Source organism: Marinibaculum pumilum (assembly GCF_042646425.1).
GTDB classification, from domain to species: Bacteria; Pseudomonadota; Alphaproteobacteria; order Ferrovibrionales; family Ferrovibrionaceae; genus Marinibaculum; species Marinibaculum pumilum.
Genome location: NZ_JBHRTR010000048.1, coordinates 192,158 through 207,077, shown reverse-complemented (window position 1 = coordinate 207,077; position 14,920 = coordinate 192,158). Strand labels below are relative to the sequence as shown.

The following is a 14,920-nucleotide window of genomic DNA, read 5'->3' as shown; positions in this document are numbered from 1 at the left end:
CGCTGTCTGTTCCTGTCCGGGCCGGTCTCCTGGCTTGCGCCTGCGCGCCGCCGCCTGCGGATGGCGGGCGACAGCGAAACGCCGGCCGGACCCGACAGCCTTCCCGGAACCGGCCGGGAGGGCCGCGTTCCAGTGGCGCATGGCAGCTTCCGTCGTGCGGAAAAAGCCAGTCGGGCCCGGGTCGGCAGGCGCCTACAGTTGCGGGGGCAGCCGCGGACTTGCCGGCAGGCGATCCTGCCGGCGCACCGCGTTCCCGTGGCGATCGAACGCCCGCCCGGACGCCTGCTTCTATCCCGCGCGCCCCAAGACGGTCAATCTGGCGCAGCAATCCGGCAACGGCTCCGGGATCAATCGACAGCGGCCGGAACGGCGGTATAGCTTTGCCGCAACCAACAACGGCAAAGAAGCGGAGGACGCGCGATGGCGCAGGCGACGGGGCCCCTGTGGAAGTGGGATGCGGTGGATCTGGCAGCGGCGATCGCAACCCGCCGGCTGTCCAGCCGGGAGGCGGTGCAGGCCAGCCTGGACCGCATGCAGGCGGTGAACCCGAAGATCAACGCCGTCGTGGAATCCCGCGCCGACGAGGCACTGGCCGCCGCCGATGCCGCCGACCGCGCGGTCGCCGCGGGCGATGCGCTGGGACCGCTGCACGGCGTGCCGGTCACGATCAAGGTGAATGTCGACCAGAAGGGCTATGCCACCTCCAACGGCATCAGCGCCTTCGCAGACCTGCAGGCGCCCTCCGACTCGCCGGTGGTGGTGAACTGGAAGAAGGCCGGCGCCGTGATCGTCGGGCGCACCAACACGCCGGCCTTCTCGATGCGGTGGTTCACCGACAATGCGCTGTACGGCCAGACCCTGAACCCGCTGAACGCGAAGCTGACCCCGGGCGGGTCGTCCGGCGGCGCGGCGGCGGCGGTGGCGGCCGGGATCTGCCCGCTGGCGCATGGCAACGATTATGGCGGCTCGGTCCGCTATCCTGCCTATGCCTGCGGCCTGGCGGGGCTGCGCCCCTCCTTCGGCCGGGTGCCGGCCTATATCGAGACGGCGCCGCGGGAACGGCCGATGACCGCACAGCTGATGTCGGTGCAGGGGCCCCTCGCGCGCCGGGTGCGCGACGTGCGCACCGGCCTGGCGGCGATGACCGCCCGCGACCCGCGCGACCCCTGGTGGGTGCCGGCGCCGCTGCAGGGGCCGGCCCCGGCCCGGCCGATCCGGGTGGCGGTCTGCGCCGATCCGTTCGGTGACGGCGTGCATCCCGACGTCAAGTCGGCGATCGGCCAGGCGGCCGGCTGGCTGGCCGATGCCGGCTATGCGGTGGAGGAGGTCGCCGTGCCGCGCGCGGTGGAGGCGGCAGAGCACTGGCTGACCCTGGTGATGTCCGACACCCGCCGCGGCATGGCCGGCGCGATCGCGGAACTGGGCGACGATGCGATCAAGCGCGCCTATGAGGGCATGGATGCCGGCGCGCCGGCGGAGATCGGCTTCACCGACTACATGGCGGCGCTGGAAGGGCGCACCACCGTGCTGCGAACCTGGTCGCTGTTCCAGGAGGACTACCCCCTGGTGCTGATGCCCGTCAGCATGCAGCCGCCGTTCGAGCAGGTGGCGGACCAGCAGGGCGCCAATGCCTTCGCCGGCCTGCTGCAGGCGCAGCGGCCGCTGACCATGATCAACCTGATGGGCCTGCCCGGCATGTCGGTCGCTACCGGCATCAGTGCCGACGGCACCGCGATGGGCGTGCAGATCGTCGGCCAGCGCTTCCGCGAGGATCTCTGCCTGGACGCCGCCGAGGTGGTGGAGGCGCGTGCCGGCGTGAGCCTGCCGATCGATCCGCGATAGGGGCGACCCGCGATGGACCCATCGCCCCGTCGTCAGCCGAGCATGCTGCCCAGCAGGGTGGCGATCCCCAGGAAGGAGAAGAAGCCGGCGATATCGGTGACCGTGGTCAGGATGATCGACGAGGCGACGGCCGGGTCCTGGCCCAGCCGCGCCAGCACGATCGGCACCAGGGCGCCGGCAATCCCGGCCATCACCATGGAGATCACCATCGACAGGGCGATGACCAGCACCAGGCCGACGCTGTCGCTCCACAGATAGACGCCGATGCCGCAGGTCAACGCGATCGCCAGGCCGTTCCAGAAGCCGGTATTGACCTCCTTGCGCATCACCGCGAACCAGTGGGCGATGCCGATCTCGCGCAGCGCCAGGCCGCGCATCGTCACCGCCAGCGCCTGCGCGCCGGCATTGCCGGACTGGCCGGCCACCACCGGCAGCAGCACCGCCAGCGCGGTATAAGTGGCGATCGTGTCCTCGAAGATGCCGACGACGGAGGCCGCCAGGAAGGCGGTCAGCAGGTTGATCTGCAGCCAGGGCATGCGCTTGCGCAGCGCCAGCCAGCTGGAGGAGGTGGCGCGTTCCTCCCGCCCGGCGCCGACCATGGTCTGGATGTCCAGGCTGGCCTCGTCCTTCAGCGCCTCCAGCAGGCGGTGGTGGCGCACCACCCCCAGGATGCGGCCCTCCGGGTCCAGGACCGTCAGCTCGTCCAGGTCCTGGGTCTCCAGCTTCTCGACCACCTCTTCCTGCGGGTCCATCGGGCTGGCCACGGCGGGCACCGGAACCATCAGGTGGGACAGCGGCGTGTCGGCGTGGTGCAGCGCCAGTTCGCGCAGGTCCACCACCCCCGCCAGCCGGTTCTCGGCATCCAGCAGCTTGATCAGCCGCACCCGCCGGTTGCCGCCCTCGCGCAGCAGCGCCAGCGCGCGGCCGACATTCGCCTCCGCCGGCAGGCTGAAGACGACGGTGTCCATCAGCCGCCCCGCCGTCGCCTCCGGATAGTCGAGCATCCGGCGCAGCTGCGCCGCGGTTCCCGCCGGCAGAAGCTGCAGAAGTGCTTCGCGCGCCTCCTCCTCCGCCTGGGCCAGGAAGGCGGCGGCGCGGCTGCGCTCCGCCTGTTGCAGCACCTGCAGCCGCGCCGGCTCCGGCAGGCACTGCAGGACGGCCGCACCGATCATCGGCGTCATCGCGTTCATCACCGGAACCAGCCGGGCGGGCGGCAGGCGCGCCAGCTGCGCCGCGATCGCCTCCTCCGGCATCGTCTCGATGACCCGCGCCGCCTCCGCTGGGAAAACGGCCAGGAAGTCGCCGGCCAGGGCGGCGGAGACCGCGGCGTTCATCGCGGGTCCTCCCCGCCCCTGTCGGCGGGCCCGCGGCGGCCGGGGCGGGCCGCGCCCCGGACCGGCCGGTCACTGCGGCCGATCGCGGTGGCCAGGATCTCCGCCAGCCCGACATAGACGGTGTTGGCCAGGCTGACATACTCGTCGGCGGGGACCTCGCTGCGGGCCGCATTGTCCTGCCGTGCCGCGCGGCGCAGCGCGGCATGGCGCAGCAGGCCGACCAGCCGTCCCTCGCCATCCAGCACCGGCAGGCAGTCGGCGGTGTCCCAGGCCGGCGCCGCCAGCGCGACCTCCACGCTCTGGTTGGCCCGCAGGCTGGCCGCGACCGGGCGCGCCAGGCCGTCCACCGGCTGCGCCGCCGGCGCCGCGGCCAGGCGCGCCAGCGACAGGCTGCCCAGCAGGCGCTGGCCGGAATCGACCAGATAGGCCTCTGCCACCGGCAGCTGCAGCGCGGCGATGGCCTGGCGCGCATCCTCCGCCGTCGTGCCGCTCTGCACCGCGGGCACCTGGGGGTCGATCCAGGCGCCGATGCGATGGCCGGGCTGGTGCAGGATCAGGTCCAGCTGCAGCCGTGTCGCCCGCGGCATGGCCTGCTGTACGGCGCCGCGGCGCGACGGCGCCAGCCGCCGCAGCACAGACGCTGCCGCCCGCCGCGGCATGGCGCCGAGCCGGATCGCGGCATCGGCGTCGGTCATCGCGGTCAGACAGGCGGCGGCCCGGTCCGGCGACATCTCCGCCAGCAGCCGGCCGGCCAGCCCCTCCTCCCGGGCGGAAAGGAACGCGGCCGCCATGGCGGGCTCGAAGCGGCCCAGCACCGCGGCCGCCTGCCGTGGATGCCGCGCGGCATAGACCTCGGCCAGGGCTTCGCCGGCATCGTCAGCACCGTCAGACAGGTCGCGGTCAGTCATTGCGTTCACCAGGGCGATCCCCATGACGTTCAACGGGGCGCTCACCGGGCGCCAGCATCAGGGTGACCTCGTCTGCGAACAGGTGGGCGGGAATACGCAGCCGCCCCTCGGCGGTTTCCACCACCACGGCAACGGGTGTGATCTCCAGAATCGTGCCTTCCATGTCGCGCACCCGGATGCGCTGGCCCGGCGCGAAGTCGCGGTCCAGGTAGTGGGCGCCGATGACATTGGACACGAAGGTCCGGGCCCCCAGGGCGAAGGCCAGCGACAGCCCGCCCAGCAACGCCGCGACCACCACCGCCAGGATGGTGATGACCACCGTGATGTCGATGCCGATCTGGTCCAGACCGACCACCAGCAGGACCACCATGGTCAGGCCCTGGACGATGCGGCCGGCCAGCATCCGCTGGCTTTCCGACAGCGCCGGCAGCGCGGCGGTGGTGGCATCGCGCGCGATGTTCGCCAGGATCGCGCCGGCGAAGATGATCAGCAGGCCGGACAGGATGTTGGGCAGGTAGCCGACCAGCTGGTCCAGCCAGCCGGCGAAGACGGTGAGCCCCAGCACCCGGGTGGCCGCGGTGAGGAAGAACAGGATCACCAGCCAGTAGATGACGCTGGCGATCACCTGGATCGTGGAACCGGGCAGCCGGGCGCTGCCCATCAGGCTGCCCAGCCCGATCGCCTGGGCAGCCCGGTTGATGGTATGGGCCGACCGCAGGGTCAGCGCCCGCAGCAGCCGGGCCACGAGCCAGCCGACGACGACGATCACGATCGCACTGAGCAGCGACGGCAGCAGCGCCACGATCGAATCCGCCAGCTGGGCGATGCCATCCGCCAGTGGGCGGGTCTGCTCGAGCATGGCGCTCACTCCCTGATCCGTTGGCGGCAGGCCGATCGGGTCGTGCCCGGCTGGCACGCGGAGGGTCAGGCGAAGGGCCCGCCCGATCCGACCTGTCCAGGATTGGAAGGTGAATTGTGCCGAACGTCCAGCGGGTCAAAGGCAATGGACACGCACCGGCCGTGCGCCCGGGCCGGTCAACAAGAGGTTAGGATCGGCCGGCACCGTTGAAGAGGCGGCCGCGCGCGGCTTGCATGACCGGGACGGCATCCCATCTGTTCTGTACATACTAGTTGGTACAGATATCGCAAAGGCCCGTCATGTCGCCGCATTCCCCCCCAGGCTCCACCCGGCAGGTCCTGCTGGACAGCGCGAAGCGCCTGCTCTGGAAGCACGGCTACGAGGCGATGAGCCCGCGGCGCATCCTGGCCGAGAGCGGCGCCGGGCAGGGCAGCCTGTACCACCATTTCCCCGGCAAGGCGGCGCTGGCGGCCGCCGCGCTGGAAGAGGTCGCGGCGGAGATGACGGAGGCGATGGATGCGCTGTTCGAAGGCGTGCCGGAGCCTCTCGCCGCGGTGCATCGCTTCCTCGACATCCCCTTCGACCCGCTGAAGGGCTGCCGACTGGGCCGCCTGGCAAACGAGGCGGCGGTCGCCGACCCGGAAACCGCCGACCCGGCCCTGCGGGCCCCGCTCGACCGCTTCTTCGCCGCGGCCCGGACCCGCATCGCCGACGCCCTGGACCGGGCCGCCGCCGAGGGCCGGCTGCATCCCGGGCAGGATAGGGAGATGCTTGCCACCACGATGCTGGCCGCGGTGCAGGGCGGCTTCGTCCTTTCCCGGATCCACCAGGATCCGGCATCGATGCGCCAGGCCGTCGCCGGCGCCCACCTGCTGCTGGACAGCGTGACCAGGGAGCCCGGACCATGACCGCAGACAGCCCCGAGACCGGCGGGGACATCGTCTTCACCCCGGCGATCCGGCAGATGCAGGAGCGCTACGGCTCCCGACGGCAGATGGCCCGGCTGGAGGAGAAGGGGCGCTGGCGCGACCGGGTCGATGCCGACCTGGCCGCCTTCCTGGCCGACCGCAATTCCTTCTATCTGGCCACCGCCAGCGCCACCGGCCGGCCCTATATCCAGCATCGCGGCGGCCTGCGCGGCGTGCTGAAGGTGCTGGACGACCGCACCCTGGGTTTCGCCGACTATCCCGGCAACCGGCAGTACATCTCGACCGGCAACCTGTCGGAGAACGGCCAGGCCTTCATCTTCCTGATGGACTATGCGCACCGCCGCCGGGTGAAGATCTGGGGCCGGGCGGAGGTGGTGGAGGACGATCCCGACCTGCTGGCCCGCCTGCACGACCCGCAGCTGCCCGCGCGCCCCGAACGCGCGATCCGCTTCCACCTGGAGGCCTGGGACATCAACTGCCCGCAGTTCATACCGGCCAAGTACGACGAGGAGCAGGTCGCCGCCGCCCTGCAGAAGCTGCAGGACCGGATCGCGGAACTGGAGGCGGAGCTGGCTGCGCTGCGCGGCGCCGCCGCTGCGACCTGACAACGGAAAAGGGCGGTGCCGTTCTGCGCGGCGCCGCCCCTTCCGTCACGAAAGCCGATGTTCCGGCTGACGCATGAGGGTTCAGAGCTTCACGCGGTGCTCCGGCTCCTCTGCCTCCTGCATCACGCCGGGGTCCTGCTGCCAGATGGTCAGCACGGTGATCCCGTCGCGCGCCAGGGCATAGGCTTCCAGGGTGCGGCGCGGCGTGTTCAGGTGCGCCAGCCGGCCGGCATGGCCGTCGGCGATCACGCTGCCCCAGGACAGGAAGACATAGGGGCTGCCGCCCTGGTCCGCCGGCTCCTGGCCGCGCAGGCTCTGCTCCGGCGCGCCGAAGCGCTCGGTCAGGCTGTCGACGATCGAATCCCGCTGGTCGAGGTCCACCGCCTGCGACAGGCCGAGGGCATAGAGCAGCTGCGGGTCGCTCTTGGTGAACGCGGCCTCCAGGCAGCGCCAGCCGGGCTGCGGCCCAGTGCCGTTGGCGAAATCGAAGTCGCAGCCGCCCTCGGCGGCGACCAGGATGTTGCGGCCGTCCCTGAACTGCGGCGTGGTGCCGAATTCCGCGGCCGCGGCCTTGCGCGCCTGCTCCAGGGTCATGCCGGTGGACACGCCGGCCACCACCTGCCGCGCCGCAGGCGAGAAGGCCGCGCCTTCGGTGCCGGCCCCGCCCATCGACAGCGGCCCGCTGGAGGTCACCGCCGCCGCCTGGGCGCTGGGCCGTTCGCTGGACTCGACCATCCACTGCGTGGCATCGCCGGCGGCGCCGCGGAACACGACATTGTCCTGCGACCCTGCCTCGCCGGTGATCTCCAGCTTCGGCGTGCGGGCGCATTCGAAGCCGAGGATCGCACGTACCCCGTCGACCGTGTGCTGCAGCCGGGTCGCGCTGGATTCCTTGAACAGACTGCTGTCGGAGCTGCGGATGGTAATCGGCACCGGATCGCCACAGGCGGTTTCCTTGTCGACCACCACCAGCAGGTCACGGTCCTGCACCAGCAGCCGCTCCGCAGCAGCGGCGGGGCTCCAGGCGGCGGCCGTCGCGGCGAGGCATGCCGCGGCGACGGCCGGGATCGTCAGGCGGTTCTGCATCAGATCAGCTCCCAATTGCCGTCGGCGGTGCGGCAGGCCCGCGCGCGGCGGGTTTCCTGCGTGCCGTCGGGGAGGGTGACCTGCTGCTCGATCACCGAGCATTCGCGGACATTGTCCAGGCTGGCCGTCGACTGCGGGCGGGCCATGTCGCCGCCGCTGCCGGGGATGCGCCGCAGCAGATCGCCATAGACGAAGCCGCTGCCGATGCCGTTGCGGGAGATCATGTACCAGTCGCGGTCGGCCACCTTGCCGACCACATGGACACGCTCATCCTCCTTCAGCTGGCCCATCACGGCATAGTCGGTGCTGGGCCCGCCGCGGATGTTGGAGGTCGTCGTCGCACGGTAGTCGGCGCCGATCAGCTGCATCGTCGGCACCCGCCAGACGACGTCGTTCTTCGGCGTCGCGCTGCCGGTGGATGGCTTGGTGGTCACCACCGGCGCCGGCCTGTAGGCCGTCTCGGTAACCCGGGCCGTCGACTGCACCCCGGAATCCGGGTTGCGCCACGTCACCGGGCGATCCGATTCAAGCGCCTGCTGGCGTGTATTGACGATCTGCTCCTGGTCGCTGCCGCCGACCCGCTTGCCGATCTCGCCGCCAAGGAACAGGCCGCCCAGCGCGCCCGCGCCCACGGCGACCGCCTTGCCGGTACCCTTGCCGAACTGCGAGCCGAGCACGGCGCCGCCGACACCGCCGACGATGCGGCCGATATCCTCGTTGTCGATGCTGTCGAGCAGGCCTTCCGCCTGTGCAGGCTGGACGGCAAGGCCGGCGGCGACCAGCGCGCCCAGAGCCAGCCCCGCGGCGCGCATCCTCAGCCTGCCCCTCAGCCTACTGATGGACCCTGTCATGACGATCCCTCCTCATCGGGTTCAGGACGCAGGGGAAACAAGGGAGCCCGCCAGAGGTTCCTGCCACCTCACGGATCCGTCATCGGCGGCACCCGCAAGCGGCGCCGGGCGGCTTGCCGCCGCCCGCGCGGAAGTGCAGGCTGGGTGCGGCTTTCCGGGAAATGCAGATGACCCTCTCCCCGCCGTCCCTTCGCGCGCGCCTGCCGGGCCTTGCCGGCGACCTGCTGCGGCGCTTTCCCGAATGCGTCGCGATGGCGCTCTTCGCCACCCTGCTGGCGCTGGCCGCCATCCACGAGGCGATCCCGGAGACCTGGGAGCCGGCCGCCCTGGCGGCAGGCATCTGGTGCGCCGCCACCGGCCCCTTCCTGGCCGGCCTGCGCCTGCTGGCGGAGGGACGCGGCTGGGGCTCGGCGCGACATGCCGCAGCCGGCCTGGCCGGCGCCGTCCTGCTGGCGCTGTGGGCCTGGAACGACCTGGGCCTGGATTTCAGCGCCTGGCTGGCCGCCTTCCGCTTCCTGCTGCCGGCGGCCGCCCTGCTGTGGGCCCTGGTGCTGGCACCGGGCCTCGCCCCCGGCTCCGTCGCCGGGCCCGCTGCGGAACCGGTGGACAGTGCGGCAGCCCGCTTCTGGCACGGTACGCGCCGTGCGCTCGGCGCCTTTGCGGCGGCGGCGGTGATCGTCCTGGTCCTGGCTGCCGGCCTCAACGGCGCGCTGCTGGGCTTTGTCTCCCTGCTGGACCTGCCGGTCTCGGAGCTTGTCTTTGCCGATCTCTGGGTCGTCGCGGGCCTGCTGCTGCTGCCCTGCGGCTGGCTCGCCCTGCTGTCGCCGCCCGGCGCCGTAGGCACCACAGCCATGCCCCCGGTCCTGGCCTTCGCCATCGACCTGGTGCTGGTACCGCTGGCGTTGATCTACCTGGCAATCCTCTATGTCTATCTGGCGCTGGCCGTGGTCAGCTGGGAGCTGCCGGAGGGCCTGACCGCCGGCCTGGTCGCCGCCTATGCCGCGGCCGGGACGGCCGTCTGGCTGGTCGCCGCCGCGCCGGGCCATGACGGCGGGCGCCATGTCCGGCTGTTCCGCCGCCTGTTCTTTCCCGCCCTGCTGCCGCCGCTCGCCCTGCTCGCCGCAGCGCTGCAGATCCGCGTTGCCGACTATGGCGTGACGGAGCCCCGCTACCTGATCGGCCTGCTGGCCCTGTGGCTGCTCGGCGCGGCCCTGGCCCAGTTCATTCCCATCCCGGCCGCCTGGCGGCGGAGCGCCGACGCCCGCCCCGGCCGGGGCCGGCTCGCCGCCGTTCCCGCCTTCCTCTGCCTGCTGCTGCTCCTCGCCTCGTTCGGGCCCTGGAGTGCGAGCGCGGTGTCGCAGGCCAGCCAGATGTCGCGCCTGCAGGCCGCGCTGACCGACGCCGGCCTGCTGCGCGACGGCGCGCCCGCCGCACCGGCCCCGCCGCCCGGCTTCGGGGCGCGGCAGGCGCTGTCTGGCATGCTCGACTATCTCGCTTCGACCGGCCGGCTCGCCAAGGTGAACCGCTGGCTGCCGGCGGAAAGCAGGCTGCCGCCCGACGCGGATCGGGAAAGCGCCGCGCGCGCCCTCGGCTTCGCCTATGTCCAGCCCCATATGACGGCAGAGCAGCCCCGCCATGTCTCCATGTGGGGCACGGTCCTGCGGCCGCTCCCGGTCGCCGGCTTCGACACCATGCTGCCGTTCGACCTGGCCGCGCCGGGTCACGAACTGCTGCTGCTCGACGGCCGTCGCCATCGGCTGTTCGCCACGGCAGAGCCTCCCGGGCTGGAGCTGGCGGACAGCGACGGACGGAGCGTGTCCTTTCCTTTGTCAGCACTGATGGCGGAACTCGAGAGGTCCGCCAGGAGCGGCGACTCACCATATATCGCCGAGGGCGCGGATCGCGGCCTCAGCGCACGCCTGGTGCTGCGCCACCTGAGCGGCACCATCGGCCCGGAGGGGCCGGCGCTGCGCCAGGTCGAAGGCTTTGTCATGATCGCGCCCGCTCCTGTCCCTGCCGACTGACGGAATCTGTCGCGCAACTGCAACAAACTGCGGCTACCTTCCGCACCGCCGCACCGCTCTTTCCGACCTGAGGAAACCGCCATGAACCTGGACGAAGCCTTCGACCTGTTTGAGGCCCGCGGGCAGGAAAGCTATGGCGAGGCGATCACCCAGCGCGCCCATGCCCTGCAGAGCGGCCTGCAGGCCGAACGGGCCGGCGCATCGGCGGCACTGGTCACCGCCGCCGTCCTGCACGACATCGGCCATCTGCTGCACCGCGACACCCAGGCCGCCTATGACAGCGCCACCGACGACCGGCACGAGGCGATCGCGGCGAAGGCGCTGGCGCCCCTGTTCGGGCCGGAGGTGGTGGAGCCGGTGCGCCTGCATGTGCACGCGAAGCGCTACCTGTGCCAGGCCGAGCCCGGCTATCACGACGCGCTGTCGGAGACCTCGAAGATGACCCTGCACCTGCAGGGCGGCCCGATGACGGCGGAGGAGGCGGCCGTGTTCCGCCGCAGCCCGCATTTCGACGCCGCGCTGCAGCTGCGCCGCTGGGACGAGGCGGCCAAGGTGCCGGACCTCGCCACGCCGGACCTGACGCACTATCGCGCCATTGCCCGCACCTGCCTGAGCACGGGAGCCGCCTGATCGACGGGGCCGCCTGAGCGAGAGCGCTCCCGGGTCAGGCCCTTCCCGACGCCTGCGCCAGCCGGACCAGCGCGCCGTCGGCACCCAGGCCGGCCAGGTCCTCCCGGCAGGTCAGGAAGACCTCCGCCGACACGGCATCTTCGCCAACCAGCGACAGGGTGACCAGGCGCGCATCCGCGCCGATCTCGCCGTCGAAGACGATGCCGAGGTCGGCGGCGGCGGCCTCCTTCACCATCTCGCGGCTGCCCAGGCTGGCGGCGACATGCGGTTCCAGTTCCGCCACCGCGGCTGCCTGCAGGAACAGGGCGCGGGTCACGGAGCCCTCCTCGCGGGTCACCAGCGGTCAGTCGGCCAGCTCCCGCAGGCGCAGCCGCCGGCGCCGTGCCAGCGGATGGGTCCGGCCGGCGACCAGGGCGATCCGCTGCCTGCCGAGCGACAGGTTGAACCAGCCGCCCGGCGCCGCCAGCTGGCTGGCGACGATCACGTCGGCCCGCTGCGCTTCCTGCGTGACATCCTGCTGCCGCTCTCCGCTACCTCGATCGCGGCCCTGTTCGTGATTCTCTTCATCTATGGCTGGAACCAGTATCTCTGGCCGCTGCTGATCACGACGGAGACGGAGATGACGACGGTCGTGATCGGCGTCGCCCGCACCCTGCCGACCGACAATGCCGATACGAAGCGGAATCTGACCATGGCGACCACCCTGCTCGCCATGCTGCCGCCGGTGCTGGTGGTGATCGCCCTGCAGCGCTGGTTCGTTCGCGGCCTGGTCGACCACGAGAAGTGACCGCCGCATCCGCGGCGGGATCGCGGCCTTTCGTGTCGCAACATGTCACGCCGTTGCCGCGCCCCCGAAGCGGCCGCATCTGCAGCCAGAGGCATGCGGATTGCGAGGATCGAGATGAACGTGATGGCGCCCCTGGCCGGCCGGACGACCCCGGCCCCGGCCCCGACCGCCCAGGCCCCCGCCTATGACCGGTTCGGCGCGACCTACCAGGACTGGACGGAGAGCGACAGCCCCTACCGGGCGATCGAGCTGTACAGCTTCCTGACCGCGGTCGGCGATGTCGACGGGCTGCGAGTGCTCGACCTGGCCACCGGCGAGGGGCGGATCGCCCGGCTGCTGGCGCGCCGGGGCGCCGCCGCCCTCCTCGGCACCGACCTCTCCCCGGAGATGGTGCGCCGAGCCCAGGCGCAGCAGGATACCGACGGCATCGGCACCGACCGGCTGCGCTTCGCCGTGCTCGACGCGACCGACCCCCATTTCGCCCTGCCGGTGCAGGTCGACCTGGTCACCGCCATGTACCTGCTGCCCTATGCGGCGACAGAGGCGGCGCTGCAGGCGATGTTCGCCCTGGCCGAACGCAACCTGAGGCCCGGCGGCCGCCTCGTCGCCTATACCGCCAGTCCCGACTACGACTTCCGCCGGCCCGACCCGCGCCTGCGCAGCCATTGCGGCTTCGACTACCGCGCGGCCGAGGGCAACCGGGTCGAACTGGTGATCGCCGGCCAGCATGTCGATGTCTGGCAGTGGGACCGCGACACCCATGCCCGCGCGCTGGAAGCCGCCGGGCTGTCGGAACTGCGCTGGCATCCCCTGCGCTGCCCGCCGCAGCGCCCCGGGCTGGCGGCGGAGATGGCGTTCTATCTTTCGGATCCCAGCTGCATCGTCCTGAGCGCCTGCAAGCCGGACTGAACCGCCCGTCCCGGGAGGGGTTGGCCATCGGCTCCGCGTTGCGCGACACTCCCCCCGCTTCGGAACCACCGCGGGAGGAAGAGTGCGGGCCATGGATGCATTGCAGGGGAGCCTGGCAAGGATGCCGCTGCTGGCGGTGCTGCGCGGCATCACGCCGGAAGAGGCGGTGCCGGTCGGCGAGGTCCTGCTGCGGCACGGCATCGAGATCCTGGAGGTGCCGCTGAACTCGCCCGAGCCCTATCGCTCGATCCGGCTGCTGGCCGACCGCTTCGGCGCCGCGGCACTGGTCGGTGCCGGCACGGTGCTGCAGCCGGCGGAGGCGGCGCGGGTGGCCGAGGCCGGGGGCCGCATCGCCGTCTCGCCGAACTTCGATCCCGCCGTGGTCGCCGCCAGCCGCACCGCCGGCCTGCTCTCGGTGCCCGGCATCTTCACCCCCAGCGAGGCCTTCGCCGCCCTGAAGGCCGGCGCCGACGCACTGAAGCTGTTCCCTGGCGACGCGGTCTCGCCGAAGGTCGTCGGCGCCCTGCGCGCGGTGCTGCCGGCCGGCACCCGGATCGTCGTCACCGGCGGCGTCGGCACCGAGAATCTGGCGGACTGGCTGTCGGGTGGCGCCGACGGCGCCGGCATCGGCTCCGCCCTCTACAAGCCGGGCAAGCCGGTCGCGGAGGTGGAAGCCTATGCCCGCCGCCTCTCTGACGCGGTAACGGCCTGGCGCGAGGCGGCATCGTGACCGGGCCCGCCATCCTCTGCCTCGGCGAGGCGATGGTGGAGTTCAACCGCCAGGCGGACGGGCGCTGGCTGGAGGGGCTGGGCGGCGATGTCTCCAACGTGGCGATCGCCGCCGCCCGCCAGGGCGCCGCCGCCGGCATGGTGACCCGCCTGGGCCGCGACGGCTTCGCCGCGGCGCTGCGCGACCGCTGGGCGGCGGAAGGCATCGACACCGCAGCGGTGGCGGAGGACGAGGGCGCGCCGACCGGGCTCTACTTCGTCCGCCACGGGCCGCAGGGCCACAGCTTCGAATATCGCCGCGCCGGCTCCGCCGCCAGCCGCATGACCGCCGCCGACCTGCCGCTGACAGCACTGCGGTCCTGCCGGGTGCTGCACCTCTCCGGCATCAGCCAAGCGATCAGCGATGGCGCGGCGGACGCCTGCCGCGCCGCGATGGCGGCGGTGCGCGCCGCCGGCGGCACGATCTCCTACGACCCCAACCTGCGCCTCGCCCTCTGGCCGCTGGAGCAGGCGCGCGAGGTGATCCAGGCCGCCAGTGCCGAGGCCGACATCCTGCTGCCGGGCCTGGACGATGCCCGCCAGCTGACCGGCCTGCAGGACCCGGAAGAGATCCTCGCCTTCTACCGCGCCCTGGGTCCGCGCATCACCGCCCTGACCATGGGTGCCGAAGGGGTGCTGCTGGCCGATGGCGAACGGGTGGAGCGGATCCCGCCCCATCCGGCCCGCCTGGTCGACGCGGTCGGCGCCGGCGACTGTTTCGACGGGGCCTTCCTGGCCCGCTGGCTGGAATGCGGCGATGCGCTGGAGGCGGCGCACCACGCCAATGTCGCCGCCGCCCTGTCGGTACAGGGCCATGGCGCGGTGGCGCCGCTGCCGACCCGCGCCGCGGTGGATGCCGCGCGGGCCGGGGCGGCGGGCGCCATGCCCGCGCCGGAGCCGGCACCGCCCCGCCTGCGCCTCGCCCTGGTGGCGCATGACGCCCGCAAGCAGGAGATGGTGGACTGGGCCCTGCGCCACCGCGCGGCCCTGGCCGGCTGCGCCATCGTGGCCACCGGCACCACCGGCGCCCGGCTCGCCGACGCGATCCCGGAACTGACGATCCGCCGCCTGCTCAGCGGCCCGCTGGGCGGCGACCAGCAGATCGGCGCGCTGATCGCGGAGGGCGCGCTGGACGCCCTCATCTTCTTCGTCGACCCGCTCTCGCCGCTGCCGCACGACGTGGACGTGAAGGCGCTGACCCGCCTCGCCACCGTCCACGATCTGCCGATGGCCTGCAGCCGCTCGACGGCGGACATCCTGATCGCGGCGCTGACGGGGGGATAAGGACGGCGCCGCGAGATCGCCCCGCCCCCAGGCATCGGGTTGTGCCGTGGAATTGGCCGGGTGCCGCTCCATGTTCGTCATCCTCGCCCTTGAGGCGAGGATCC

General features: G+C 72.3%; 15 protein-coding genes, 1 pseudogene and 1 riboswitch. Of the genes and pseudogenes, 9 read left to right on the top strand and 7 right to left on the bottom strand.

Annotation, left to right across the window (positions count from 1 at the left end):
* Positions 1-2: 2 nt before the first annotated feature.
* A riboswitch (cobalamin riboswitch) is annotated at positions 3-293 on the bottom strand.
* A 127-nt stretch (positions 294-420) separates the two neighbouring features.
* Positions 421-1,842: an amidase family protein gene (locus ACFOGJ_RS26030; protein ID WP_379906166.1), complete on the top strand. Its 1,422-nt coding sequence runs from the start codon at positions 421-423 to the stop codon at positions 1,840-1,842.
* A gap of 32 nt (positions 1,843-1,874) precedes the next feature.
* On the opposite strand, the gene ACFOGJ_RS26025 is transcribed toward ACFOGJ_RS26030, so the two are convergent.
* The 3 genes from ACFOGJ_RS26025 to ACFOGJ_RS26015 are packed head-to-tail and all read right to left on the bottom strand — an operon-like array spanning position 1,875 to position 4,943.
* The gene (locus ACFOGJ_RS26025; RefSeq protein WP_379906164.1) at positions 1,875-3,176 is read right to left on the bottom strand and encodes a magnesium transporter; all 1,302 of its coding nucleotides are present in this window, start codon (positions 3,174-3,176) and stop codon (positions 1,875-1,877) included.
* Positions 3,173-4,084: a magnesium transporter MgtE N-terminal domain-containing protein gene (locus ACFOGJ_RS26020; protein ID WP_379906236.1), complete on the bottom strand. Its 912-nt coding sequence runs from the start codon at positions 4,082-4,084 to the stop codon at positions 3,173-3,175. The genes ACFOGJ_RS26025 and ACFOGJ_RS26020 overlap by 4 nt, the downstream gene beginning before the upstream one ends.
* Entirely contained in the window at positions 4,077-4,943 is an 867-nt protein-coding gene (locus tag ACFOGJ_RS26015) for a mechanosensitive ion channel family protein (RefSeq protein WP_379906163.1), read from the bottom strand. Before ACFOGJ_RS26015 ends, ACFOGJ_RS26020 begins: the two co-directional genes overlap by 8 nt.
* Positions 4,944-5,242: 299 nt before the next feature.
* Here ACFOGJ_RS26015 and ACFOGJ_RS26010 point away from each other — a divergent pair, with 299 nt between their 5' ends.
* The gene (locus ACFOGJ_RS26010) at positions 5,243-5,851 is read left to right on the top strand and encodes a TetR/AcrR family transcriptional regulator (RefSeq protein ID WP_379906162.1); all 609 of its coding nucleotides are present in this window, start codon (positions 5,243-5,245) and stop codon (positions 5,849-5,851) included.
* On the top strand, positions 5,848-6,477 hold the full coding sequence (locus tag ACFOGJ_RS26005; RefSeq protein ID WP_379906160.1) for a pyridoxamine 5'-phosphate oxidase family protein: 630 nt from the start codon (positions 5,848-5,850) through the stop codon (positions 6,475-6,477). Before ACFOGJ_RS26010 ends, ACFOGJ_RS26005 begins: the two co-directional genes overlap by 4 nt.
* Before the next feature lie 81 nt (positions 6,478-6,558).
* On the opposite strand, the gene ACFOGJ_RS26000 is transcribed toward ACFOGJ_RS26005, so the two are convergent.
* Positions 6,559-7,563 (bottom strand): hypothetical protein, encoded by a 1,005-nt coding sequence (locus ACFOGJ_RS26000; protein ID WP_379906159.1) that lies wholly within the window; start codon positions 7,561-7,563, stop codon positions 6,559-6,561.
* Positions 7,563-8,375, bottom strand: a complete 813-nt coding sequence (locus ACFOGJ_RS25995; protein WP_379906157.1) for an SH3 domain-containing protein — start codon at positions 8,373-8,375, stop codon at positions 7,563-7,565. The genes ACFOGJ_RS26000 and ACFOGJ_RS25995 overlap by 1 nt, the downstream gene beginning before the upstream one ends.
* Positions 8,376-8,581: 206 nt before the next feature.
* Here ACFOGJ_RS25995 and ACFOGJ_RS25990 point away from each other — a divergent pair, with 206 nt between their 5' ends.
* Both ACFOGJ_RS25990 and ACFOGJ_RS25985 read left to right on the top strand, forming a co-directional pair.
* Positions 8,582-10,438 carry a DUF4153 domain-containing protein gene (locus tag ACFOGJ_RS25990; RefSeq protein WP_379906155.1) on the top strand — a complete coding sequence of 619 codons (1,857 nt, stop codon included), beginning with the start codon at positions 8,582-8,584 and terminating at the stop codon, positions 10,436-10,438.
* Between the two features lie 81 nt (positions 10,439-10,519).
* A complete protein-coding gene (locus ACFOGJ_RS25985; RefSeq protein WP_379906154.1) occupies positions 10,520-11,068 on the top strand; it encodes a phosphonate degradation HD-domain oxygenase in 549 nt (182 codons plus the stop codon).
* Between the two features lie 34 nt (positions 11,069-11,102).
* On the opposite strand, the gene ACFOGJ_RS25980 is transcribed toward ACFOGJ_RS25985, so the two are convergent.
* Both ACFOGJ_RS25980 and ACFOGJ_RS25975 read right to left on the bottom strand, forming a co-directional pair.
* Positions 11,103-11,405, bottom strand: a complete 303-nt coding sequence (locus tag ACFOGJ_RS25980) for a hypothetical protein (RefSeq protein ID WP_379906153.1) — start codon at positions 11,403-11,405, stop codon at positions 11,103-11,105.
* A 6-nt stretch (positions 11,406-11,411) separates the two neighbouring features.
* Entirely contained in the window at positions 11,412-11,552 is a 141-nt protein-coding gene (locus ACFOGJ_RS25975; protein WP_379906240.1) for a hypothetical protein, read from the bottom strand.
* Here ACFOGJ_RS25975 and ACFOGJ_RS25970 point away from each other — a divergent pair.
* The 4 genes and pseudogenes from ACFOGJ_RS25970 to ACFOGJ_RS25955 form a co-directional block, all read left to right on the top strand.
* Positions 11,547-11,855: pseudogene (locus tag ACFOGJ_RS25970) on the top strand (ABC transporter permease subunit); the annotation flags it as partial. The gene ACFOGJ_RS25975 and the pseudogene ACFOGJ_RS25970 sit on opposite strands and share 6 nt — an antisense overlap.
* 93 nt (positions 11,856-11,948) lie before the next feature.
* Entirely contained in the window at positions 11,949-12,764 is an 816-nt protein-coding gene (locus tag ACFOGJ_RS25965; protein WP_379906152.1) for a class I SAM-dependent DNA methyltransferase, read from the top strand.
* A gap of 91 nt (positions 12,765-12,855) precedes the next feature.
* Positions 12,856-13,494, top strand: a complete 639-nt coding sequence (locus ACFOGJ_RS25960; protein ID WP_379906150.1) for a 2-dehydro-3-deoxy-6-phosphogalactonate aldolase — start codon at positions 12,856-12,858, stop codon at positions 13,492-13,494.
* Positions 13,491-14,816 carry a methylglyoxal synthase gene (locus ACFOGJ_RS25955; protein ID WP_379906149.1) on the top strand — a complete coding sequence of 442 codons (1,326 nt, stop codon included), beginning with the start codon at positions 13,491-13,493 and terminating at the stop codon, positions 14,814-14,816. Before ACFOGJ_RS25960 ends, ACFOGJ_RS25955 begins: the two co-directional genes overlap by 4 nt.
* Positions 14,817-14,920 lie beyond the last annotated feature (104 nt).

Bases quoted from the DNA above. Each gene is read 5' to 3' on its own strand.
- ACFOGJ_RS26030 (WP_379906166.1), top strand. From the start codon at position 421: ATGGCGCAGGCGACGGGGCCCCTGTGGAAGTGGGATGCGGTGGATCTG.
- ACFOGJ_RS26025 (WP_379906164.1), bottom strand. From the start codon at position 3,176: ATGAACGCCGCGGTCTCCGCCGCCCTGGCCGGCGACTTCCTGGCCGTT.
- ACFOGJ_RS26020 (WP_379906236.1), bottom strand. From the start codon at position 4,084: ATGACTGACCGCGACCTGTCTGACGGTGCTGACGATGCCGGCGAAGCC.
- ACFOGJ_RS26015 (WP_379906163.1), bottom strand. From the start codon at position 4,943: ATGCTCGAGCAGACCCGCCCACTGGCGGATGGCATCGCCCAGCTGGCG.
- ACFOGJ_RS26010 (WP_379906162.1), top strand. From the start codon at position 5,243: ATGTCGCCGCATTCCCCCCCAGGCTCCACCCGGCAGGTCCTGCTGGAC.
- ACFOGJ_RS26005 (WP_379906160.1), top strand. From the start codon at position 5,848: ATGACCGCAGACAGCCCCGAGACCGGCGGGGACATCGTCTTCACCCCG.
- ACFOGJ_RS26000 (WP_379906159.1), bottom strand. From the start codon at position 7,563: ATGCAGAACCGCCTGACGATCCCGGCCGTCGCCGCGGCATGCCTCGCC.
- ACFOGJ_RS25995 (WP_379906157.1), bottom strand. From the start codon at position 8,375: ATGCGCGCCGCGGGGCTGGCTCTGGGCGCGCTGGTCGCCGCCGGCCTT.
- ACFOGJ_RS25990 (WP_379906155.1), top strand. From the start codon at position 8,582: ATGACCCTCTCCCCGCCGTCCCTTCGCGCGCGCCTGCCGGGCCTTGCC.
- ACFOGJ_RS25985 (WP_379906154.1), top strand. From the start codon at position 10,520: ATGAACCTGGACGAAGCCTTCGACCTGTTTGAGGCCCGCGGGCAGGAA.
- ACFOGJ_RS25965 (WP_379906152.1), top strand. From the start codon at position 11,949: ATGCGGATTGCGAGGATCGAGATGAACGTGATGGCGCCCCTGGCCGGC.
- ACFOGJ_RS25960 (WP_379906150.1), top strand. From the start codon at position 12,856: ATGGATGCATTGCAGGGGAGCCTGGCAAGGATGCCGCTGCTGGCGGTG.